Origin of the sequence: Paenibacillus sp. FSL M7-1455 (assembly GCF_038004655.1) — a bacterium.
Classification (GTDB): Bacteria; Bacillota; Bacilli; order Paenibacillales; family Paenibacillaceae; genus Paenibacillus_AQ; species Paenibacillus_AQ cookii.
Window position 1 is genome coordinate 1,104,468 of sequence record NZ_JBBORO010000001.1, and the last position, 23,313, is coordinate 1,127,780.

General features: G+C 43.4%; 23 protein-coding genes and 3 pseudogenes. 25 read left to right on the forward strand and 1 reads right to left on the reverse strand.

Annotation, left to right across the window (positions count from 1 at the left end; genetic code table 11):
* Positions 1-10 precede the first annotated feature (10 nt).
* The 15 genes and pseudogenes from NYE48_RS05085 (at position 11) to NYE48_RS05155 (ending at position 11,233) form a co-directional block, all read left to right on the forward strand.
* Positions 11-418 carry a hypothetical protein gene (locus tag NYE48_RS05085; RefSeq protein WP_340997252.1) on the forward strand — a complete coding sequence of 136 codons (408 nt, stop codon included), beginning with the start codon at positions 11-13 and terminating at the stop codon, positions 416-418.
* Between the two features lie 47 nt (positions 419-465).
* Positions 466-699: a hypothetical protein gene (locus tag NYE48_RS05090; RefSeq protein ID WP_340997254.1), complete on the forward strand. Its 234-nt coding sequence runs from the start codon at positions 466-468 to the stop codon at positions 697-699.
* A gap of 75 nt (positions 700-774) precedes the next feature.
* A pseudogene (locus tag NYE48_RS05095) lies at positions 775-1,338 on the forward strand (GNAT family N-acetyltransferase).
* Positions 1,339-1,731: 393 nt separating this feature from the next.
* Positions 1,732-2,366: pseudogene (locus tag NYE48_RS05100) on the forward strand (IS1595 family transposase); the annotation flags it as partial.
* Between the two features lie 154 nt (positions 2,367-2,520).
* Positions 2,521-3,066, forward strand: a complete 546-nt coding sequence (locus NYE48_RS05105) for a GNAT family N-acetyltransferase (RefSeq protein WP_340997256.1) — start codon at positions 2,521-2,523, stop codon at positions 3,064-3,066.
* A gap of 342 nt (positions 3,067-3,408) precedes the next feature.
* Complete coding sequence (locus NYE48_RS05110) at positions 3,409-5,043, forward strand: IS5-like element ISPaen2 family transposase (RefSeq protein WP_009225464.1); 1,635 nt, start codon at positions 3,409-3,411, stop codon at positions 5,041-5,043.
* Between the two features lie 325 nt (positions 5,044-5,368).
* A complete protein-coding gene (locus NYE48_RS05115; protein ID WP_340997258.1) occupies positions 5,369-5,836 on the forward strand; it encodes a hypothetical protein in 468 nt (155 codons plus the stop codon).
* A gap of 151 nt (positions 5,837-5,987) precedes the next feature.
* Positions 5,988-6,272 (forward strand): DUF3841 domain-containing protein, encoded by a 285-nt coding sequence (locus NYE48_RS05120; protein WP_340997260.1) that lies wholly within the window; start codon positions 5,988-5,990, stop codon positions 6,270-6,272.
* Positions 6,273-6,379: 107 nt separating this feature from the next.
* Positions 6,380-7,573, forward strand: a complete 1,194-nt coding sequence (locus tag NYE48_RS05125) for a transposase (RefSeq protein WP_016311143.1) — start codon at positions 6,380-6,382, stop codon at positions 7,571-7,573.
* An 89-nt stretch (positions 7,574-7,662) separates the two neighbouring features.
* Positions 7,663-8,010 (forward strand): annotated as a pseudogene (locus tag NYE48_RS05130) (DUF3841 domain-containing protein); the annotation flags it as partial.
* Between the two features lie 231 nt (positions 8,011-8,241).
* Positions 8,242-8,688 (forward strand): oxidoreductase, encoded by a 447-nt coding sequence (locus NYE48_RS05135; RefSeq protein ID WP_340997261.1) that lies wholly within the window; start codon positions 8,242-8,244, stop codon positions 8,686-8,688.
* A 226-nt stretch (positions 8,689-8,914) separates the two neighbouring features.
* Positions 8,915-9,424, forward strand: coding sequence for a hypothetical protein (locus NYE48_RS05140; RefSeq protein WP_340997262.1), 510 nt, complete (start codon positions 8,915-8,917; stop codon positions 9,422-9,424).
* Positions 9,425-9,685: 261 nt separating this feature from the next.
* Complete coding sequence (locus NYE48_RS05145; protein ID WP_340997263.1) at positions 9,686-10,087, forward strand: hypothetical protein; 402 nt, start codon at positions 9,686-9,688, stop codon at positions 10,085-10,087.
* A gap of 66 nt (positions 10,088-10,153) precedes the next feature.
* Positions 10,154-10,384, forward strand: a complete 231-nt coding sequence (locus NYE48_RS05150) for a hypothetical protein (RefSeq protein ID WP_340997265.1) — start codon at positions 10,154-10,156, stop codon at positions 10,382-10,384.
* A gap of 195 nt (positions 10,385-10,579) precedes the next feature.
* The gene (locus NYE48_RS05155) at positions 10,580-11,233 is read left to right on the forward strand and encodes a lysozyme inhibitor LprI family protein (protein WP_340997267.1); all 654 of its coding nucleotides are present in this window, start codon (positions 10,580-10,582) and stop codon (positions 11,231-11,233) included.
* Positions 11,234-11,637: 404 nt separating this feature from the next.
* On the opposite strand, the gene NYE48_RS05160 is transcribed toward NYE48_RS05155, so the two are convergent.
* Positions 11,638-11,727 carry a putative holin-like toxin gene (locus NYE48_RS05160; protein ID WP_445323942.1) on the reverse strand — a complete coding sequence of 30 codons (90 nt, stop codon included), beginning with the start codon at positions 11,725-11,727 and terminating at the stop codon, positions 11,638-11,640.
* 488 nt (positions 11,728-12,215) lie between these two features.
* Here NYE48_RS05160 and NYE48_RS05165 point away from each other — a divergent pair, with 488 nt between their 5' ends.
* The 10 genes from NYE48_RS05165 to NYE48_RS05205 all read left to right on the forward strand — a co-directional run bounded on the left by NYE48_RS05165 (position 12,216) and on the right by NYE48_RS05205 (position 22,827).
* The gene (locus NYE48_RS05165; protein WP_445323943.1) at positions 12,216-13,745 is read left to right on the forward strand and encodes a PucR family transcriptional regulator; all 1,530 of its coding nucleotides are present in this window, start codon (positions 12,216-12,218) and stop codon (positions 13,743-13,745) included.
* 96 nt (positions 13,746-13,841) lie between these two features.
* Positions 13,842-15,140, forward strand: a complete 1,299-nt coding sequence (locus tag NYE48_RS05170; protein WP_340997270.1) for a cytosine permease — start codon at positions 13,842-13,844, stop codon at positions 15,138-15,140.
* A complete protein-coding gene (locus tag NYE48_RS05175) occupies positions 15,141-16,244 on the forward strand; it encodes a DUF917 domain-containing protein (RefSeq protein ID WP_340997272.1) in 1,104 nt (367 codons plus the stop codon).
* On the forward strand, positions 16,237-17,787 hold the full coding sequence (locus NYE48_RS05180) for a hydantoinase/oxoprolinase family protein (protein WP_212953231.1): 1,551 nt from the start codon (positions 16,237-16,239) through the stop codon (positions 17,785-17,787). The genes NYE48_RS05175 and NYE48_RS05180 overlap by 8 nt, the downstream gene beginning before the upstream one ends.
* Positions 17,788-18,027: 240 nt before the next feature.
* Positions 18,028-18,447: a DUF6557 family protein gene (locus NYE48_RS05185; RefSeq protein WP_036715480.1), complete on the forward strand. Its 420-nt coding sequence runs from the start codon at positions 18,028-18,030 to the stop codon at positions 18,445-18,447.
* 75 nt (positions 18,448-18,522) lie between these two features.
* On the forward strand, positions 18,523-18,972 hold the full coding sequence (locus NYE48_RS05190) for a DUF1569 domain-containing protein (RefSeq protein WP_036715479.1): 450 nt from the start codon (positions 18,523-18,525) through the stop codon (positions 18,970-18,972).
* 56 nt (positions 18,973-19,028) lie between these two features.
* Positions 19,029-19,640 carry a rhomboid family intramembrane serine protease gene (locus tag NYE48_RS28170; RefSeq protein WP_036715478.1) on the forward strand — a complete coding sequence of 204 codons (612 nt, stop codon included), beginning with the start codon at positions 19,029-19,031 and terminating at the stop codon, positions 19,638-19,640.
* Between the two features lie 200 nt (positions 19,641-19,840).
* Complete coding sequence (locus NYE48_RS05195; RefSeq protein ID WP_036715477.1) at positions 19,841-20,425, forward strand: sigma-70 family RNA polymerase sigma factor; 585 nt, start codon at positions 19,841-19,843, stop codon at positions 20,423-20,425.
* Positions 20,415-21,158, forward strand: coding sequence for a DUF3600 domain-containing protein (locus NYE48_RS05200; protein WP_212953219.1), 744 nt, complete (start codon positions 20,415-20,417; stop codon positions 21,156-21,158). Before NYE48_RS05195 ends, NYE48_RS05200 begins: the two co-directional genes overlap by 11 nt.
* A gap of 721 nt (positions 21,159-21,879) precedes the next feature.
* Complete coding sequence (locus NYE48_RS05205) at positions 21,880-22,827, forward strand: copper amine oxidase N-terminal domain-containing protein (protein ID WP_212953222.1); 948 nt, start codon at positions 21,880-21,882, stop codon at positions 22,825-22,827.
* Positions 22,828-23,313: the final 486 nt, after the last annotated feature.

The window sequence follows — 23,313 nt, forward strand, 5'->3', positions numbered from 1 at the left end:
GTTGGACGTCGTGAACACGGGAACGTTAGACGAAATTACGGAAAGCATATTAAAATCGTTTGAAGGTGAGTTCGTGAGTACGAGTTTTGATGTATATCCGACAATAGATACATTGCCGTCATTTTCAGATCTATTGACAAGGACTAATAATTTATTAGAAACGAAACTAAAAGCTTTAGGACTTAACAGAACATTTATCTTACAGTTTTCTCTCGAGAATAAAGAAGGATTGCAATTGGATATGACAAAGAATATTGATTTAACTGAGGATAATTATTTATGGGTTTCATCTCCTGATGTTGACGGTGGCTTTTGTGTATATCAATACAATAATAGTCAAATTTACAGAGATATTTGGGAAGACGAACTAAATAGAGAGCAATCTAAAAGACTTGAGTCTTTAATAAGAGTAGCTTAGAGAAGAAGTACCACTGGGGAGTAGTTAGATATGCTGGAACAGATCCTTTGTATAATCTAGCTTATGGAATATTAGCTTCAGCTTTGGCGGAAATAACACAAGGAATAATATTCTCAGATGATAATGCATGGGAATATAGTAAATTTCCATGTTTACCAAATGAGTTTAATACATTTTATTTTAATCCGGAAATGACAACAGACAATCAACATAAAGAGTGGGCAATCAAGAATATTGAATGGATATTTAAAGAATATGATAGTGATTCAAGAAGCCCGTAACATCGTCTAACATTATATTCACGCGGCGGGCCGACTGGCGTCGTCCCTTGGTCCGCCCGGGGCATTTGCTATAGAATGAATCCAATACTAATAGATTTTCCAAACCAATTTACAACTGAAAGGTTATTGATTAGAGCACCTCTACCTGGTGATGGCAAGGTAGTGTATGAGAGTATATTATCCTCGATCAATGAGCTCAAGGAGTGGTTTTCGCTTTTTGCACAGAACGAACATTCTGAACAGTCAATCGAAGAAATTCTACGAGAAGAACATGTAAAGTTTATTAAGAGAGAATATCTTAGACTTTTGATATTTGATAAAGAAACTGAACAATTCATTGGTTTATCTGGATTGTATAAGCCAGATTGGGAGATACGTAAATTTGAAATCGGATACTGGATTGATACACGTATGAGCGGAAAAGGGTATATGACTGACGCAGTTCAAGGAATCACCAATTTTGCCTTTACAGAGTTGAAGGCTAGAAGAGTAGAAATTCGTTGTGATACTTTAAATTATAAGAGTAAGGCGATTCCAGAATGATTAGGCTTTCAATTAGAAGGAACCTTAAGATGTAATGATTTATCAGCAGATAAGAGTCAGATAAGAGATACACATATATATGCTCTAGTTAAATAATTAGTGCTAGTGGCTCGAGAAGGCGTTGACATCATATAACAACATATTCAAGCTTCGGGGCATTTGCCCCTCGGTCCGGCCGGAGTGAGAAGAGGATTCGGGGAGGCAATTGACAGTAGCAGGGAAGCGAATTCAGCTGGACACATCCGACTTTGTCGGAAGTCGTGAATACAACAACGTTATCCGAAAGAACTAGGAATTTAATAAATATAGTCTGTTTTCGCATAGATTGTTTATTTACCGATACTAATAGGACCTTGCTATAATTGCGATCTAGGAGGCGGTAAAAATGTGAGAAAGTATATTACAAGGTTTCTCGGAATTATCTTAAATTAGAACAATTTAAGTTATATAATGCGATTAAGTTTCTATTGTTTCGGACAGATCAAGGAGATGTCAACTGCTTTCTACTGGCGGCATAAATTCCTTAATGCTCTTAGGTCATTTGGCCACAGTACATTAAAAGGAATTGAGAGTGATGAAATTTACTTTTTAGAAAGTCAAAAAAGGCAAATAAGATATCTCCCACCGGGAAGCCCGTAAACGAAGTGGTGCAGCTACTAAAAGGGGCATTTCTAATGAACAAATATGTGTGCTTGTAGCCCAGGACAGAAATGGACAAGTAATTTCAGAAGTGGCCGGCACAGGAAGAATTAAAAGTACTGAGATAGACCGTGTAATGGGTCAATTTATAGATCATAACGCTTTGTTATGTTCCGATAACGCAACTAATTATAAAAAGTTTGCAGCAGAAAAAGGGATAAAGCATGAAATTGTAAATATTCGAAAGGGGATTTATGTAAAGGAGTCAATTTACCATATCCAACATGTCAACGCCAATCACGCTCAACTCAAGAAATTTATGCAAAGTTTTCATAGTATGGCAACCAAGTACTTGGATAACTATTGGTTCAAATATATTAATCAAACAAAAAACTATTGCCAAATCTGAACGGGTAAAACAGCTGTTTTTAGGTTCTTGCCGGAATTCAAAACATTCTACAGTGTTGATGTTAAGACCAGCGTAAAAAGTCTGTTTTTGATGTTTTCTTTGGTGTGCAAAAATTTGATTTAATCCGGCAACCTATTTAAGAGCTTATGTTAAAATTAGAATAATGAATAGGGCAGGTATTATTTAGGCTTGTGCTAGTAAAATTCTTTTTCAGTATGGAAGGTGTCAAAATGAATATTGCAGAGGAAATCATAATTTCTCCATTAAAGGATGAATTAATTGAGGACATTAATAAAACAAATGATTATTTTAAAGTGTTTGGTAAGATTGTACCCAGTTTTCAATCAGGAAAATGGTCTTTTGAAGAGAATCTATTTGATGAAACTAAAGAAATTCGTTTCCCAGATGATAAACTTGATTGGAGCCGATATATAAACCGTGAAGATAAAGCTCTATTTTTAGCTTATAAGAATAATAATTGCATTGGGCAAATTAGAATAATCAAGGATTGGAATCGCTTCTGTTATATTGAAAATATCGCTACAAAAAAAGAATTTAGAGGATATGGAATCGGGAAGTTGCTCTTAACTAAAGCGGAAGAGTGGGCAAAACAAAGAAAACTTATCGGAATGTCTCTAGAGGCTCAAGATGATAATCTTGGAGCGTGCAGGTTTTATGTGAAACAAGGATTTATACTAGGTGGAGTTGACACATTGAAACAGTCATATAATCCAAAAATAGAAACCACTTTGTATTGGTATAAGTTATTCAAGTAAGGGGCGCTTTAGTTGAAGAAGCAAATCCTTAATTAACAAAAACTCGTAATTTTTCTAATGCGAGTTTTCTTTTTTTATAGCCTTATGGTATAGCAACAATATTTACGAAAACAGCCTAAATATAAGAAGATTCAGAATGCTGAAAAGGCGGATATGTGGAATATTTTTAAGAGGCATTCCGGAGAAGCGGATGGAAAGCGGACTCTAAGTAGGGCTTGCTGAACACTTAAAAAAACAACAAAAACCGCATAACAACAAGGATTCTAAGGCCCATTTGTCGAAATCATATGCAAAGGAAATGTTTGAAAACCACCTAAAACCTTTGCAGATGGAGTGACGAAGATGTTTAAGCCGACCGCGCACCTCGATAATCAATTGATCCTGCCCGGCGATTTCTTTCTGCCCTTTGGCGGAAAGCTGGACGAGGACAATCGCTGGGTCCAGTTGGCGCGGTTGGTGCCGTGGGCGGAGGCTGAGAAAACATACGGTCAATTTTTCAAAGACACCTTTCGCGGCCAGCAAACGATCAGTCTTCGGATGGGGCTCGGTGCGCTCATCATTCAGGAGCGAATGCAACTGACCGACAGAGAAACGTTGGAGTCGATCAGCGAAAATCCTTACATGCAATACTTCATTGGTCTGCCTGGATTCGTCATGAAGCCACCGTTCCATCACTCCATGATGACGCATTTCCGCAAGCGTCTGACGGACGTGCTGGCAGAGTTGAATGAGATCGTCGCCACCGAAGGTGCGAAGGAAACGAAAGATGATGATGACAGCAACGACGCGACCGGCGGCGGTAAAGGCCAAGGGAAGCGCTCGAAGAAGCGCGCCTCTGATGAAGAAGTCGAGCAGCAAACCATGTTTGCACAATCGCAAGTCGCATCGTCAGAAGCAGCGTCTCCCGTGGAGTCGATGGCTACAGAGTCAGAGGTTCCTGAAACGAATAAACTTGTTTGCGAAGCGCATCCGAAATCGACCGCAGAATGGGAAGCCCCTGAGCAGCCGAATCAAGGGACCGTGCTGGTGGATGCCACCTGTGCGCCGGCGGATGTGGCGTATCCGACCGATCTGAATCTGTTGAATGAAGCGCGGGAGAAGCTCGAAGCGATCATCGATACGCTGCATGAGCCGGTCATCGGACAAATGGCGAAACCGCGCACGTACCGGGAAAAAGCGCGCAAACAGTTTCTGGCCGTTTCCAAGCAACGCAGACCGGGGCCGAAAGTGATTCGCAAAGCGATCAGGAGGCAACTCGGTTACGTTGGACGGAACCTCTCCATCATCGCCGAGCAAGCCAAGTCGCAACCGCTCACGCTACTTGGCCGCAAAGCCTATCGCGACCTGCTGGTGATTCACGAACTGTACCGTCAGCAGCTTCACATGTACAACGAGCGTTCCCACCAGATGGAAGACCGGGTCGTCAGCATTCATCAGCCGCATGTCAGGCCGATCGTGCGCGGGAAAGCCAAGGCGCGCGTCGAGTTCGGAGCCAAGATCGCGGTAAGCATGACGAAGGGCTACGCGTTCCTTGATCGGCTATCTTGGGATAACTTCAACGAGAGCACGACGCTCATGGACGTGATCGAGAAGTATCGCAGCCGCATGGGATTCTATCCGGCTGTCGTCCAAGCGGATCAGATCTACCGCACACGCGAAAACCGGAGATTCTGCAAACAGCATGGGATTCGGCTCAGCGGACCGGCACTGGGACGCAAGCCGAAAAACGGCCCGACAAGCGAAGATAGGCAAGTGGCCAAACAGGATACCGGAGAACGAAACGCAATCGAAGGCAAGTTCGGAGAAGGCAAGCGCAAGTACGGGCTTGGCTGTATTCGAGCACGCCTCGCAAAGACAAGTGAATCCGTGATTACGCTGCAACTTCTGGTGATGAACCTGGAGCGCAGGCTCCGCGTTCTTTTTTGCCTCATTTTTACGCTGCTATCTCGCAGTCGCCTAGCCATGAGTTTCGGTTAAAGAATCGTTCAGCAAGCCCTAAGTAGGTACTTCGGAGAAGTGAATTGAAAGCGATTGAGGTTGACTTTTCAGAGGTGAATTAAGTGAGGTTTGTAAGCAATTCGCAGAAGTCAGTTCCATCGGATAACACCATATTCACGCTGCGGGAGCTGAGGCTCCCTTGGTCCGGACCGTGGAACTTCACAGAGGCAAAATCAGCCGGACAACCGCTGCGAGCCTAAGTCTAGCGACCCGTTCGCTGCGCTCACTTAAGGCTCTCGGGTTTCGTGAATACAAGAACGTTAGCTGAAATTACCGATTTGATAATAAAAAGCGAGGAAGCCCAATGGATTCTCTCTATAAGAATTATACCGACCCTAGTAAAGATATTTATTTAAAACTCGATGATCAGACTAACGCTTTCTGGGAATGGTCAAAGAACCAAAAACAGATATTAGAATGGGAAACAGACTACAATGACTGGAATTTGATATATGCTCTAACTCAAGAGATTTTCGATACTACTAGGTATGACGATTGGGAAGTTAGAACAATAAATAATTTATTATATATTATTGCCCGTGATAATGAATGTGAGACCATTATCGAACAGTTAATAGGACAACCACAAAGTTTCATATCATTATCCATAGAAGCATTGAGATATCCTGATAGTGAAGCGAGATGTCAATTTGCTCATTACTTATCCAAAATTGCAAACCAATATATAGAGGGCATTCAAGGATTCAATGTCCCAAATGTTATCAGATTATGCAATTTGGATTCAAATGAATTATTTAGGTATCTCAAATGACTTCGCCTAACATTATATCCACACATCGGAGCCTGGCGGCTCCTCGGTCCGCGAGAAGCGATTGGCAGATAAGTTAAGTCAGCGGACCCATCCGCACCGACTAAGCGCATCGCGCCCGGCTCCTGACGGAGCCTTAAGTCGGTGGGACGTCGTGAATACAAGAACGTTATACGATATTAATGCAAAGAAAGGTAAAAGCATGAAACTTTGGACTATCCAGCACAAAGGTGCATGGAACAACGCAAAAGAGAAGGGTTATTTAGAAGGAAATCAAGACTATATAACTGAGGGATTTTTAGATAGTTATAAATGGATGATGAAACAGATGTCTAAACGTCTCGCGAATTATCAAGGTAACAATCCGATTTGGCTTTGGCTTAATAGACCAGATTTAAGACAATGTGGTCATTTGAATGAGCGTTTTGCAGTAATCTGAGGCCTTGAGCCGTAAGGATTTTCGGACATAAAAAAGGGACTTCACCCCAACTTGGAGAAGTTTTCAAGTGACCAAACCCAAAAACCTCAAGGATGGAGGAAGTCACTTTGTATATTCTCCAAGAATGTCTGTTTTCCTTCGAAGAACTTTTAAAAATTCAACCCAAGGAGAGATTGCCGATCTTCTTCAGCTCTCTCGATCTGAGACCGTATGCCAAGGAACTGAGAAGCCGTTCACCCCGAGGCGCTGAGGGATACTGCAGACAAGGTATTCTACGAGCACTCTTGGCTGCGCCGCTTGAAGGAATAAGTACCTTTTCAGGGTTGCATAAGCGTTTGGATACGGATCTCCGGTTTCGTTATCAGTGTGGTCTTCCGCTGGATCGAGAAGCTCCTTCCATATCCACATTAAGCCGAGTTTTCTCAGAACTGACGAGAAAGGACTTGGCAAAACGGCTTTTTGAGGATTTGGTCACACGCTGTCAGCAGGAAGGTATCATAGAAGGCAGTAACGTCGCCATAGACAGCGCCGCTCTCCGCGCTTACGAGAAAAAGCAGCCCAAACGCAAAAGCGAGCAAACGGGTAATGCGAACTGGGGCGCAAAAATTGATTCCTTCGGCAATAAAATCACATGGTTTGGTTACAAAATTCATCTGGCGGTCGATACGAAAAGTGAATTGCCGATCGCCTTGGAAGTAACGCCGGCGCATGTCAATGATGGAGAAATGGCGCCGGGCCTGATCGAGAAAACAGCGTCCAGGACGAGCACACGATTTTTCATACTCGATGCGGGCTACGACCAAATGAAAGTTTATGAGGCCGCCCGCAACGTCAAGGCACAAGCCATCATTCCCCTTAATCTTCGGGGGGAGAAGGAACCGCCTGCTGGCATGACCTCGAACGGAACACCGTGCTGTTCCATGGGTTATGCGATGACATACTGGGGAGTTGACGGCGATATGCATAAATTTCGCTGCCCGCATGCCACGGGTAAAGTCGACTGTCCGCTTGGCATGGCTGCCTGCTCGTCTTCAAACTATGGAATGGTCGTCAAAGTAAATGCGAAGGATGATCTCCGGCGATACAGCATCCCTCATCGGGATACAAAGCGTTGGAAGGAACTTTACAATGAACGAACCAGCGTAGAACGCTGCAACTCCCGATTGAAAACCTATTTGACGGCAGACGCCGCACATGTCCGGGGCATTCAGAAAGTCACAACTCACCAGTATTTGAATGCCATTGTTCTGCTTGCATCTGCGCTCGCCGTTTCTCATCATTCAAAACGGGCTGCCGCTTAAAAAACGAGCTGTTCTAAAATTCTGCAAGTCTGCCCTTTTCTTCATCCATATAATACCATTTTCGAAAATTACCCCTTAACGACAGTGAATATGCTATCGCTTCTTCTCTGAAACGGAATTATGCAAAACACTCGAATAAGAAAGAACGTGGAGTTTTATTAGAAGCGGAACTAAATATAGATGAGGTATTGATTTCTGATTTTATGGCATGGCATATCGTGCTAAACAATGGATTTCTTGCTTTGACAGAAGTGGAAGACAAATTGTTCGAAGCCGGCAAACTATCCATGACTAAAGAGGAAAGTTGGACAAGAGTATTTGATTATAAAGAACTTAGGAAATATGAGTACTGGGAAGGTATAGAAGATCTTCAGGCAGTAACAGGAAGAATTGAAATATCTAGAATCAAATCAATAAAAGAATTTACGGCGAGATAAAAGATTTCCACAGCAGACTCGAAGAAGGCATTAACATCGCATAACATCTCTACGCTTCGTAGCCTGGGGGCTGCTCGGTCCGCCAGTGGAATTTCGGAGAAGCGGATTCAAGCGGACATCCCTGCAAACCTAACCGCGCAGCGGCCGGCTCTTACGGAGCCTTAAGGTTCTCGGGTTCGTGAACACACAAACGTTATGTGAAAATCCCTGCTGCTCAAGAAAGGAGCAAAAATGAATAATATAAATTTCCTACAAACAAAACCTTCGAGTCGATATGATGAATATGATCCAGACCAGTACGGAAACAAAAACACTAAATTTGCAGATATTATTATAGATGGTAAATCGCTTTATCAAATGCTGCGGAAATATGATCTAGTTCCTTCTCTTGGATGGGGAAGCGATGATTATCAAAAACTGATAATTGATTATTTTTTATTGAGGCAAGAACATAATTATCTATATTACAGATATCCGATTTTAGTCTGTCCTTGGTGCGGGGATGAAGAGTGCGGATTTATTTCTGTGTATATCGAACGAGAAGGCGATGTTATCACTTGGAGAGACTTCAAGCTTGAACCGGACAATAAACCCATAGATATAGGCCCTTTTTATTTCAAGTGGGATGATTATGAAAGAGCGATTAGTGGAACATTTGGGACAGCTGGGATTCAATAAATTTATGGGAATTTTGAAGAGGTCAGGGACATCACCTGGAATAATATTCACGCATCGGAGTCTGGCGGCCCCTTGTCCGCGTGATGTAATTGCAGAGAAGTGAATTCTGAATTCAGCCGGGCACATCCGCCTCGACTAACCTAATCGCGGCTGCCCCTAGCGGGGCTTAAGTCGGTGGGACGTCGTGATACGGGAACGTTATCAGAAACCGGAGAAGAGCTGATAAATGAAAACCATAATTATTTTTATAATGTCGATCTTATTCTTAAGCAGTTGCGCTGCTAGCGAATCGAATCGTAATGATGAAAAATCCACAATAAATGATTTTACTGATGATTCACTTAAATCGGTAGAAGTTAACTTGTTTCGTTCAGATAGTACAAAAGCACAACCAGAACTAATCAATGTATATTTTGAAAGATCAGATATAGTTTATTTTTTAGATTGGTTCAAAGGAGCAGACAATAGAAAGACCAGTATCCCTTCAAGGATCAATTCAATCTTTATATATAGCTTTCATTATGCAAAGTCTGAAGAGATTGAAACTCAGAAACGACTGGCGTACGTAACTGATATAAACAATAGTGTTTACATTCACGAATTGACTGACGAAATGTTTCGATCATTAAGTGACTTTGAAACATTTAAAGAAGGTGATCAAGAATTAATTGTGAATATCATAGGGAATGAAAACTGGTATACAGTAAAACAAATAGATTTGAATATATCACCTTGAAGGTGTTTCAAGAAGTCCCTGGCATCTGATAACACAATATTCACGCTTCGGCCGACTGGGTCGTCCCTTGGTCCGGCCAAGGGCATTTCGAGGAAGTGGAATCATGCGGACAACCCTGCGAACCTAACCGCGTCGCGGCCGCCCCGTTGGGACTTAAGGTTTTCGGGTTCGTGAATACGGGAACGTTAGGTGAAATACCTGGAATTGAAAATTAAAGGCGTCTATTATAGATGAATAGTACTTCTTATTATGGGGTGTAAAATGAAAATTTCATATTTCAGAGAATTGAATAGTAATGAAGCATATTCATCGACAAGATCACAAATCAATAGAATATTTAAAGATATTGAAGATTTGGATATTAATTTTGGTTTAAAAAGAAAATTTGAATTTGATAGTAGAGCAACTAAAAAGCCTAAAATAAGTGGAATTATAATTTGTTCTGTATCCTTTAATAGGGAGAGAAAAGGTTTGCTGTTTTATTATCCAATTTTAAAAGAAGATTTAAAGAGGCTGGAAAAACATAACGATATTAATATTGAAATAAAACAATGGATTCAAATGCAACAAGGGAAACCAGATACAGCCCTATTAGGAGTCGAACAATTAATTTGTGAATTAACCAATGATAGCATCAAATACCATTTTTTAAAGTTCTTGTAGGTCGTATTTCAAGGATGTCAGGTACATCACCTAACCCCCAAAACCTATTCGAAAGGATTTAAAACGATGACATATAAGGAATTTCAAGAATTGAAAGAGAGAGTGAACTGGGGAGAAGAATTCTTGATTTATCATAATCAGTTGGGTTACTGGATCAGTCAAAATCAGAAAGGAGTTTATTTTACAAGAAATCATGATAGTTTCACTCAAGAATTTATTAATTCAGAAGAACTATTTGAAAAGGCTATGATAGAAAATCGGTATTTGAAAGACATATATAACGAAATAGAATGGTAAGTATAACATCGTATTACGCTGCGGGCTTTGCCCTTGGTTTCGCATGCAGTATTTAGAAGAGAAGCAGAATCAGCAGACGACCCTGCGAGGCTCAGTCCGCTGGACCCGGCGCATCGGCGCCTTAAGCCTCTCGGGTTCGTAGATATACGCGCCATTACCGGTAATTATTAAAGATAGTATTTAAGGAGATCATTTATGAAAGGTAAGATACTCTTACTATTTTTTATTACGATCGTGTTGTCATCTTGTCAAAATATTAGTCCATCGACTACCTTGAACAGCGAAAGTAAACCAATAATGAATGCTGAACTGCCTCCTGATGAAGTGAGTACAGGTCATGGAACAGAATCGAAAGAAATAACTGAAGGCCGATCAGATCTTTCAAACAATGAAGTGTTATCCATGAGCATTGGGAACTATGATTTGAAAGGAGAATTTTATGATGAAATGCTTCGAAATCCTATAGATCATGATTATGAAGTCGAATTAAATGAATTAATAAATTCCAAAGAGATTAATACAACATTGGGATGGGGGGCGTTGGAAGGCAAATATACAGAGATTTGGGATAAAGAGTTGAACCAAATATATAAAAAGCTTCTTTCTAAGTTGGATCGAGAACCAAGAGAAGCACTCATTGAATCGCAGAAAGAATGGTTACAGTATCACTTAAAGGAAACAAAATTTGTAGAGGAGACATTTATTTATAATGGATACCTTGGATCACGAGGATCTGTAAGTCTAGCCACGGATATAAAGGAGAGAATAAGGGAAAGAACAATGCAATTATTTGAATATCGATATTTGCTAGATCGTGAAGTTGAGTTTATATACCAAAGTAAAAAATAGAGTTGGCATCTTGATCAAGGATTTTAAGCGATGCCTCGAAGACAGTAACAGCGTATAACAATGCATTCACGCTGCGGGGCTGTTCGCCCTTGGTTATCAGATGTATAACCATGGAAGAACGCTCAGACAACAAATGACCCAGCCTAAGGTAAGAGCTATCAAAGGCTGGGTTGTTTCGTGAATACAAGAACGTTTAGTGAAATTACTGCGATCAAAAAATAACAGACCAAATATAAATAAATTTAACAAAGAAAATCTATAAAACCGTTATAAAATGAGTTATACTGAGGTAAGAATAAGTAAGGAGCCGTGCGCGAACACGACTCCTGAGCACAATAACTGCATAAAGAGCAGTCGGCCGCTAAGTGGTGGTCGAAATAGACCGTTACCTTAGGGAGGGCGGTCTATTTCTTTTTCACGTAGGTAAGAAGCGCCAAAATGAACATGCCAAACATGAGCATTAAGGTGAGTGCATCTTTAACCTCCATGGGCATCACCTCCCTTCCGGGAGACTAGCCGACCGTCCTTCAAGCCGCATATTGTACCAGAAAATTATAACATATAAGACATGATGAAATACCATTAAAATACTATAAATAGCTAGAATACATGGGAAACAATATATAAAACTGTAGAAGAACACTCAATCAACAAAAACGACCCAGCCTAAGATAAGACTATCTAAGACTGGGTTTTGTCGTGAATCCGGGTTCATAATAACCAATCCATAACAGGGAAGAACATTATGGAACTACTTGGTTGCTTATCATAACGAGGGTTATACTAATATTAATAAAGCCTATCTTAGGCTGCTGCGTTATACAGGGCATCATCGTTTGGTTTTAACAGACCATTTCTACGAGAATGTCCTTCTCCAGCTTGAAGAATAGGAACAGCAGCTTGAATCGAACAAAAAAGTGGTGGTTAAATTGGGGTAACCGTTAAAGATTTGCTGCAGCTGCCTTCATTTAGAGGGGCTCAGGTGGTCACTGGAGCAAGCAGGCTTCATCAGACCGTTTCCTCTTTATCTGTTTTAGAGGTGGCGGATGTCAATTTCTTTTCGCAAATCATTCAGACCGTTCAGGAAGAGTGGTATGCCGAAGAGCTGGTCATCAGCTCTTTTTATTCCATTAAGGACAGCGTGGAGCAGCAGTGCAAAACGGTTCAATATTTGCATGACCTGGGCGAAGTGGGATTGATTTTGTACTATGTCGGCATTGTGATGCCGGATATCGCCGATGAAGTGGTCGAGTTGGCCGAATCCCTGAATTTTATTATCATCTGCATGCCGAGAAACGACTACACTCTTCGATATAATGAAGTCATTTATGAAGTCATGGAGGCGATCGTCAGCAATCAGAATGTGAATGAGCATTTCGTGAATGAATCGCTGGAAAAGGTCTCGCTGTTGCCGGAACATTTGCGGAGCGTGGAAATTACCCTTAAACTGCTGTCGGACCGGATGAAAGCGAACATCGTGCTGACCAACAGCAACCTGGATATCATCAATCGGGTCATGTGGCCGCGGAATTCATCGCTCGATGTGGCGAGTCTCATCCGGTCCATGGCGCCTTCCATCTTGAACGGCGGAATGGGAGAAGGAGAGGTGAATTCGTCCTGCTTTGTTGAATACAAACGTGTTCATCAAAAAAACGGGGAGATCCTTTACCTGTTTCTCATTAAAGAGAATGCGAAGCTGCCTCCGAAAACGATGGATCAAATCGGCGAGGTCGTGCAGGTGGCCATCAATTTGTGGGGAGACAAGCATAACGAGGTCAGCGAATACGCGTTGGTCAAAGCGATCGTAAACGACGAAAGCGAAAAAATGCGCAGATTGGCCCATCTGCTTCATATCGACGTATCCGCCATCCAAATGATGTGGCTCGTTTACATTCAGGATTTGTCGGAGGAAAGAAGGATAAGGGAGGACTTAAAAGCGCATCTTTCGCAATATTATAAAACCGCGGTCATTCAAACGATCGATCACTGCGTTGTCGTTTTGCTGGGGAACTGTTCCTATAAATACAATGAATTTGAAATCGCAGCGGAATATATTGAAAACACGAGTCTCATCGCTGAAATATCAAGCATCGTGTATTCCCCGAGAATGCGGAACACGCAGGACGTAAGGCGGATGTATCAACTCGTCCAGGGCGTAGAAAAAGAGGTTCACCGCATCTATCATCACCGCAAACTATATACCGCGGCGGAAGTCCGTTCCATGAAACGGGCCATAGACCTCAGCAAGCAGGGGGAAGAGGTTACGGAGGAATGCTTGTCCGTTATGGAGCCGATCATGGACGACCCGGACGCTTTGAAAACGCTGATGACTTTTCTTCTGGATGCGAAGGGGAATATGGATGAATGCAGCAAGCTGTTGTTCGTCCACAAAAATACGGTGAAATACCGCATTAAAAAAATTTGCGAGCTCATCGGATATGATGTGACCATCAATTCGGAATCGTACGATGTTTATACCGCCTGCATGGTCTACCGTCTCATCCATAACTAAAAGTTCCGAGGTTTTGTCGAATCAGACAAAAATCTCGGGATTTTTTTTATTTTCTGAAAAAGACGCTGCCCTGCTTCATCTTTTACAATGAGAAAAATGATTCGAACGAACCATCGTGAGGAGGGGGCACATGAATCCGCTAAAGAATATCAATCCTGGTTCAGTCTGGGGATCATCTGGGCCGGCGCGGTCATCAGCATCCCGAGTTTGTTGGTAGGGAATGCGCTTGTTGCAGGAATGGGGTTATCAAGGGCATTGCTCGTCACATTGGCAGGCTACGCCATTATTGTGCTGCTCATGATTTTGCAGGGGATTCAAAGCACGGATTTAGGAAGGCCGACCGTTCAGGTCGCAGGTCAAGTGTTTGGCAAAAAAGGATCTCGGACGATTCTGTCGATCATCCTCGCCATTGCGTGTCTCGGGTGGTTCGGCATCCAGGCGAATGTGTGCGGCGCAGCCCTGGCCAACTTGCTGGCCGAGATCGGCGTGCACCTTCCGGTGCCGCTGGCATCTCTCATCTGCGGTCTGGTGATGGTAGTTTCAGCCATGTACGGCATTAAAGTGCTGCGGGTGATCAGTTATATTGCCGTTCCTTTATTGATCGGGATCAGCGTATTTGGCCTGATCGAAGCTTTTACCGGAGACTCCTTGCAGATCATCAAGAATTATAAACCTGCGGCCGTGATGAGCTTTACGGACGGACTCGCGGTAACCCTGGGTTCATTTGCGCTGGGCGCGGTCATCGCGGGAGATTATTCGCAATTTTCGAAAAAACGGTCCGACGTGCTGAAAGCCGCTCTTTTCGGAATTATTCCGGCGGGTTTGCTGATGATCGGTGCAGGAGCCGTCCTGACGATCGCTTACCGGGCTAGCGATATTACAGCCACATTTTTGAGCATCACGACGCCGTTTATTGGCGGTGTGATTTTGATCCTGGCTACCTGGAAGACGAACCTTGTGAATGTTATTTCAGGCGGTTTTGCCTTAATCAACGTGTTCAACGTGTCGAAGGAGAAAGAAAAGTGGGCCGTCGGCATTGCGGGAACCATCGGGACCGTATTGGCTGTCGTCGGCATCCTCAACTATTTTACTCCGATCATGTCCATCCTGTCGGCTATGATTCCGCCGGTGGCAGGCGTGATGATCGCTTCGTACTGGGTGCTTGGCAAAGGGGATAAGAACCGCTGGCAGGAGGTTGAAGGCGTGAATGCTTTGGGCGTCGTCTCCTGGCTTTTGGGCGCGGTCATTGCTTGTGCTCCCGTCGTGTTGTCCTTTTTCCCGAGCTTGCCACAGGTACCGAATCAGCCGCTGGCCGGGATTGTGATTTCTTTTGTCGTGTATTATGTCGGTTATCGTTTATCGGCTCAGAAGACTGTCATATTGGAGGAAACGTAAATGAGATATTTAGATCAAGCAGCAGTGGAACATATCGCCGTCGGCGCGGCATTTCTGGGAACCGGCGGAGGGGGAGACCCTTATATCGGCAAATTGATGGCTCTTTCGGCCATTGATAAATATGGACCTGTAAAACTATACTCGGTCGACGAGATTCAGGATGAGGACTTTTTCATTCCCGCCGCGATGATGGGGGCGCCTTCCGTACTGGTGGAGAAGTTCCCAAAAGGGGACGAGTTTGTGAAGGTATTCCAAAAATTAGCGAATTACTTAGGAAGGGAAAAGATCGCCGGCACGTTTCCGATGGAAGCGGGGGGCGTCAACTCCATGATTCCCATCGTCGTTGCGGCGCAACTGGGATTGCCATTGATCGACTGCGACGGTATGGGACGGGCGTTCCCGGAGCTGCAAATGGTGACGTTTAACCTGGACGGCATTCCGGCGACGCCGATGGCGATTACGGATGAAAAAGGGAACATCGGCATCTTTGAGACCATCGATAATCGATGGACGGAGCGGCTGGCAAGGGTGGCTACGGTGGAAATGGGAGCCAGCGCTCTAGTCAGCTTGTATCCTGCAACGGGTGCTCAAATCAAGCAAAGCGGCGTTCATCATATCGTGACCCTGTCCGAACAGATCGGCGCCATCATTACATCGAAAAACCGGGATGCCAAGGATAAGCTGCAAGAACTGCTGAAACTCGTGTCCGGCTATGAACTTTTCCAAGGTAAAATCGTGGATGTCATCCGGGAAACCAAGGGCGGATTTAATCTCGGCCGCATGCATCTCGAAGGGATCGAGGCGTTTAAAGCCGGGGAGATGAAGGTTCATTTTCAAAATGAAAACCTGGTTGCCGAGCGGAATGGTCAAGTGGCAGCGATGACTCCGGATTTGATCTGTCTGGTCGATTATGAAACCTTGTTGCCTGTAACCACGGAAAGCCTGAAATACGGGAAACGCGTACGGGTGATCGGGCTGCCCGCCCATGAAAAATGGAGAACGGAAAAAGGAATCGAGACGGCAGGTCCAAGATACTTCGGATATGATTACGATTATGTTCCAATCGAGGAACTGGTAAAAAAGGCGGTGGCTGAAAATGTATAGAATCGGGATCGATGTGGGCGGCACCAACACGGATGCCATCATTTTGGATGAGAACCATCAGTTGATCCATGCGGTGAAATCACCGACAAGCTTGGATATTAAAACGGGCATCGAAACCTCTCTCCGGAGGTTGCTGCAGGAAGCGGACATCGATAAAACCCAAATAACGCATGCCATGTTAGGTACGACGCAGTGCACGAATGCGATTGTGGAGCGTAAAAAGCTGGCCCAAGTCGGCGTCATTCGCCTGGGTTACCCGGCAACGGCTTCCGTGGCCCCGTATACGTCCTGGCCTGAGGATATGGTGGAGAAGCTGTCGGGTAAATACGCTCTCGTCCACGGCGGATATGAATACGACGGCCAAGTGCTTGGTGAAGTCGATGAGACCGAAATTACGGCTCTTCTGGAAGAGTGGCGCGGTCGTATTGAATCCATTGCGGTTATCGGCGTATTTTCATCCCTTAAAAATGACCAGGAGTTCCAAGTTCGCGATCTCATCCATCAAATGTACGGACCGGAATTTCCGGTTTCCTGTTCTTCATTGATCGGTTCGGTCGGTTTGATCGAACGGGAAAATGCGACCATCCTCAATGCGGCATTGTGCAAGGTGATTAAAACGACGACCGAGGGTTTTGTTCAGGCGTTGGAAGAAGAGGGCATCTCGGACGCAGCCGTGTTTTTATGCCAAAATGACGGTACCCTGATGTCGATCGATTACGCTAAGCAATTTCCGATCCTCACCATTGCCTGCGGGCCAACGAACAGTATTCGCGGGGCTTCCTACTTAGCCAAGATCAAGGATACGATGGTTCTCGACGTAGGCGGGACGACGTCGGACATCGGGGTTTTGCAGGACGGCTTCCCGAGAGAATCCTCGGTTGCGGTCGAGGTTGGCGATATCCGCACGAATTTCCGCATGCCGGATATTATCTCCGTCGGGCTGGGCGGCGGAAGCATTGTGCGCTCGGAGAACGGCAAAATTACGGTTGGCCCTGACAGCGTAGGGTACAAGATTGGACAAGAAGCGCTGGTTTTTGGCGGGAATACGCTGACTACGACAGACATTGCCGTTCGGCTCGGGCTTGCGGATGTCGGGGATAAGAGCCTGGTAGCGCATTTGGATGAAGACTTCGCCAAAAATGTGCAAGCTGAAATTGCAACCATCATTGAACAGGCCATTGATAAAATGAAGACATCCTCGGGAGACGTTGAGCTTGTTTTGGTAGGGGGCGGCAGTGTCGTTATACCGGACACGATTCGCGGGGTATCCCGTATGATTAAGCCTGAGAACGGGGGCGTAGCCAACGCCATTGGCGCGTGTATTGCTCAAATCAGCGGACAATATGAACAAATTTACATCTATTCTACAGAGCCACGTGAGGATTCACTTAGAGATGCGCAAGAAAAAGCCGTAAAGCAGGCGGTGCTGGCCGGCGCTGATCCGGCTACGGTGGAACTCGTGGAAGTGGAAGAAACCCCGCTGGCTTATCATCCGGGAAATGCGACGAGACTGAGAGTGAAAGTCGTAGGAAACATGAAGTAGAAGAGAAGCTTCACATGAGTTTAGACAACTTGTGTGAGGCTTTTTTTATTTTCGAGGGCGGTCTATTTCTTTTTCATGTAGGTGAGCAGCATGTATCGTCTATGCTGCGGGACTATCGTTCCATGCTTGTCAGATGTATAATCTAGGAAGACATGGAAGGGAGCATGCGACCCAGCCTGTCGAGAAGCATATATTTTAAGCGGCTCCAAACGGAGCCTTAAATAACAGGAGTTCAATTATATGATTACCTTTAAAGAGATTTTAAACAAAGTCGTTTTCGAAGAGGTTTGGGACGAGTTGATTGAATACTATCCGAATATGAACCGCAAGAACAGCACAAAGAGAAAATATCTAACCGTATTTGAATCCTTACTTTCAAAAGATCCGGCAAAAAATGTAGAGGAGATGATCATACATATAGACGAGGTTAATTCTGATGCTTCTCTTCACGAAGATGATGTGGAGTATCGGGTACATGGAAAAAATAATTCATCCGAGTGGGATGGATATTGGGACATCTCCGCAAACCATTGGGAGGAGTGGCTAGGCTTTTATATAGATCATAAAGTACTTGAGCGCTTTTCAAGCGAACAAATAGCGGCGCTTTGTTTGTATGAAATGACCTGGTTTGGTTTTTCTGAAGAACTTAATCATGAGTAAAGTTGATCAACTTGAGGATCTTGATGGAATAGGAATTCAGTGCATAAAACCCTTTTTCAGGGAGGAGCCGTTCCAATGAATAGCATTTTTGAACAATGCCACACCAATGAAATGATTGCCCGTATCCAACGATTACGCCCGGATTCACAACCGCGTTGGGGGAACATGAATGTCGCGCAAATGTTGGCTCATTGCTCATCTTTTCAAGAGATCGCGATGGGGAACTCTTCTTCCTCCAGAAGTTGGCTCGGGGTGGTCATAGGAAAGTTTGTGAAACCCATCTTTTACAACGACAAGCCGCTTCCACGGAACATGTCCACGATTCCGGATATCATGATTGTAGATGAAAGGGATTTTGACGCGGAAAAAGAAACATTAATACAAAAAATAATTACGTTTCAAAATAATGGACCCGAGAACTGCACGACCCGACCCCATCCTTTTTTCGGCAAATTCTCTCCTGAAGAATGGGGCAAGGGCATTTATAAACATTTAGACCATCATTTAAAACAGTTTGGCGTTTAGTTAATGAAACGTGATGACGCTGTGGCCCGAAACTGAGGTCGAAGAGGAATAATGAGATGAATATTGAATATGGGAATACGCTTAAGGAGTTTAGGACGCTATATCCTGTAACGTTTTATATCATTGCAATTAACACCTGCTTATTTTTCATTACGGTCATTTTCAATGGGATTTATGGGGTCGGCTATGTCCAATCCGTGTTTGGAATTACCTCTGGAAGGTATGAGCCTTGGAGGTTTGTCACCTATGCTTTTTTACATAATGGAACTCAACACTATCTAAGTAACAATTTGTTTCTATATATCATGTCTCCTCTCATTGAATACATATTGGGGCGAAGCAAGTTTATGATTTTCATATTGATGAATATCGTGCTAACCCCCATGGGTGACTTTTTATTGTTGTCAACGAACAGTCTGGTCGGCTCCTCGGGAATTTGTTTTGGGATCATGGCTGTATATTATTGCCTCATGATTTCTAAACGGGTTGTTCTCAGAAAACAAACGGTTATGATGTTAGTTGTTTGGTCGGTCCTTGGTTGGGGCAGTACGTTTCTTATGGAACGTATAAGTATTAGCGGTCATATAACCGGTTTTATATGGGGGCTTTTATTTTCACTTATGGTCTTTCGCAAGAACGACAAAAGGCATAAATCCCATACGGGCTAGAGAGTTGGCTTCGTCATTTATAGGAGCTATCCACATTCCAAATTTCATTCAAGACACCCCAAAAAAAGTCCTTCGATGGTTAAAAACGGAGGGCTTTTGCCATTTCTTTGACCATTCCGCAGATTTATTTTGAAAATAATTCGAACGATATCATTCGATTTTACCAATACATACTGTAAGGCCTAAGGGGGAGGTGGCAGATGAATCATTCTACTGATTATGCAAAGCTCGTTGCACTTACATTAGAGGGAAGCCGTGATGCATTTGGCGAGTTGTATGAAGCAACCATCAAGGACGTTTACAAAACCGTTTGTTTTCTTGTTAAAGAGCGGTCTGACGCAGAGGATGTGATTCAGGAGATCTACATTCAAGCATATCGGTCTCTGGGCAAGTATGATGCAAACAGGCCGTTTCGGCCTTGGTTCATGGGCATCGTGATGCGTCAAATTCAAGCCCATCGTAGAAAAAGTTGGACACATGTACGAATCATCAAAAGAGTGGAACAGATTGAACAACTGGTGGCCTATGATTTCTCCAATGAAGTGGTGAACAAGGTATCGAACCGTTCGCTGCTCGCGTGCGTAGATCGGCTTCCTTTTAAGCTGAAAATCGTAATTACCCTGCATTATTTAAACGATTACACGCAAGAAGAGATTGCAGCCATACTCGAGATCCCTCTCGGTACGGTAAAATCAAGGATCCATGCTGCTCTGCAAAAGATACGCAACAAACAGAATATGAACATTCCGGCGATGGGAAGGGTGGAGAAACTAAATGAGTCTTGATGAAAGATTAAAAACGGCTTTTACGGAAGAAACCAAAGATTGGAACGCACCTGCTAATCTTAAGGGGAAAATACTGCACCAAGTCGTAACGCATCAAACTGGACGGCGAATGAAAAAATGGATTGCTGCGGGCATTTTGGCCGCGGCCTTGGTAATCCCGACTGGTGCATATGCCGGGTACAATTACATTGCGGATTCCATCTACGGTTCGCAGGAGAATATCGCCAAATATGGGGTAAGTCCAAAACAGTACGAAGAGCTCGAGGCAAAGCTGCAGAGCGCCAAACAAAACCTCAGTGAAGAGGAATTTACCAAATGGCTGTCTTTACTTCAAGAGTTGGAAACAATGAATTTGAACATTGCCGATGCCCACGGGGACATTCATCCAGACCGCTTGAGCGCAGAGGAGCTTAAACGCTACAAAAGCTTAACATCAGAGCTGGAGCCTGTCTTTAATAAATTGAACGAAATTCAATCAACCCCGAAAAGGGAGGTTAAAATGGTAGATAACGCCGCTTTTTGGGGAGGAATCGTAGACCAAGCAAGGCTGACATTCAGTAAAGAGGAATTCAACGAGTTCCAGACATTGATCAATGAATTGAAGGCGTATGACGACAAGACGCTTGATCCGGATGGAATCTCAGAGGAAGATGAATCGAAAATCGATCAGTTGACAGAGCAGCTGGAGCCGTATTTTAAAAAGCTGGGAATTACGTTTAAACCAAGATCTTGATCTCCTGGTTGATCGAAGTTCCTTTGGCTTCAGTTCCATAGATCCATTTTTAAACTGTTTCGGGCAAAACAACATTTGCCCGATTTTTTTAACCAATCCATTTGAACGGAACTGAAACGATGAGGGGACTTGCTCTTGAATGGGTGAAATGGAGGTTATTGAGTCGGCTTACAAGAGTCGGTTAAGAAATGGGATGGAGCAGATAAACCTTGACGAAAAACGCAGCGGGTCTGTCCCTTAAGAACGCTATAGGAGAAGTTGGACCGGTTACACTAAGTTGGACGAAAAAATAAGGGCTTGTAGAATAAACCTATCATGATAAGGAGTGCACCTCTACAATGTCCAAACATCAACTTGCGTGTTTACAACCGAGTTCAAAAAGCAAATGGTATAGCGAAGATCGGGCGTGAGCTGGGTAGTCACGCACCTACCATTACTCGAGAACTGAAAGAATGGCCGTGATAAAATCTTAGAAATCAAACTACCTGTTAGCGAGTATGCTGAGGATAAGTTGTTTTCCCACATTAATAAAGTCTTATGTGAAGCCAAACTAATCGCTGAAACATTACAGAACGGGTGCAAAACAACGCAAAAGGTGCAGAAGACTGTATATCAATAATCTTTGAGGAGGTGTTGCCAATAAACTATAGTATTTTAGGTAAAATTTAGGTATAATGCACTAGCTGGCCTTAGGGCCAAAATATCAAAAAGGAGACTACATATGAAAAGCAAAATTATCATCATCGCTTCTCTACTCTTAACTCTCATCGCTGAATCTGCAGGCGCGGCTCCAAGAATGAACGTTACCGTTGACGGAAACGCGGTTATATTTGACCAGGATCCAATTGTTCAAAGTGGAGTTACTTTGGTTCAATTTAAACCGGTATTTAATGATCTTGGTATCGGAATCGGTTGGAATCAAAAGAAACAACAGGTGACTGGTACAAAAGATGGAACAAGTATAATTCTTAATGTCGGAAGTAAGACTGCATATGTTAATGGAACTCCTGTCGAGCTTCAAGTTGCGCCAAAAATCATTAAGGGCAGCGTATTTGTGCCTTTGCGTTTTGTAAGTGAAGCAACTGGAGCCTACGTTAATCTTTCGGGCAATGTTATTCAAATTATGAGTAAGGACTCATTTTCGCAGTCATCCATAACACCATCCCGTCCCATTACTCCAACTAACCCTTCTATCCAGCCAAAAACAAGCACTATTAATGAGCTTGATAAATATTTGAATGACAATTTCTCGGTATATTATTTCCATGGCCTTGAACTAGATTTGTCTTTCACAAGCAACATTGGCAAAGATGGCCAATACTCTCTTCTCATTGATATGAATGACTCTGATGATGTATTAGAGCTGTTGGATATGTTGTCCGATGACTACTCTCTTATTTCAGAACTCACAGGCAAGTTTGCGCCCGTTGTTCACAGCAAATATGGCGAGAACAATATTAACTTGCATGTCCGTTCTGTTATGTACAGCAGCGTATACCCATCCAAGCTTCCATCAGGCGCGTTCGTCATCCCTTCTGATTATGAAGGATATAAGGTGATCAGCTTCATGTTCGCTGCAAGATATGATTACAAGACCAAGGAGTATTACAGCTTCATTGTCAACGCCAACGACGGCAAGCTGACTATGCTTGATGGTGGAAGATTGTAATCTGAAATAAAAAATAACAGTTATTAGTATTTAAAGAACAAGGATTTGAACGTCTTGGGTTTCAGGTACCTGAGGGAGCCGTTGAGGAAAATGAAGATTGCTCAGTGCTATTCGAAGAGATATTAATGAAGAGGCGGGTATTGGCGAATACACTTACTAAACAGAGAAGCTCAGTATAACGTTAAGCGTTATTACAATCAAATTAATGTTACATATTCAGAACAATTCACTTATGTAGTCCAATATAATGATGAAGATAACGGATGGATTTATGATTACTATTGGATATTGATCTTGATGAGAATACGACACTTTTGGGTTCTTAGGTATTCATTTAGATATTGTTTGAGCTACTGGGGCTTTCTGAGGTTTGCGGTTATGTGGCATGAGGTTGCCACATAACCGGTCATGGAAAAATCGGTAAAACGTATTTCACGCTGCAGGACTACCATCCTTTGGGTTGTCAGTTGTATAATCAAGGAGACA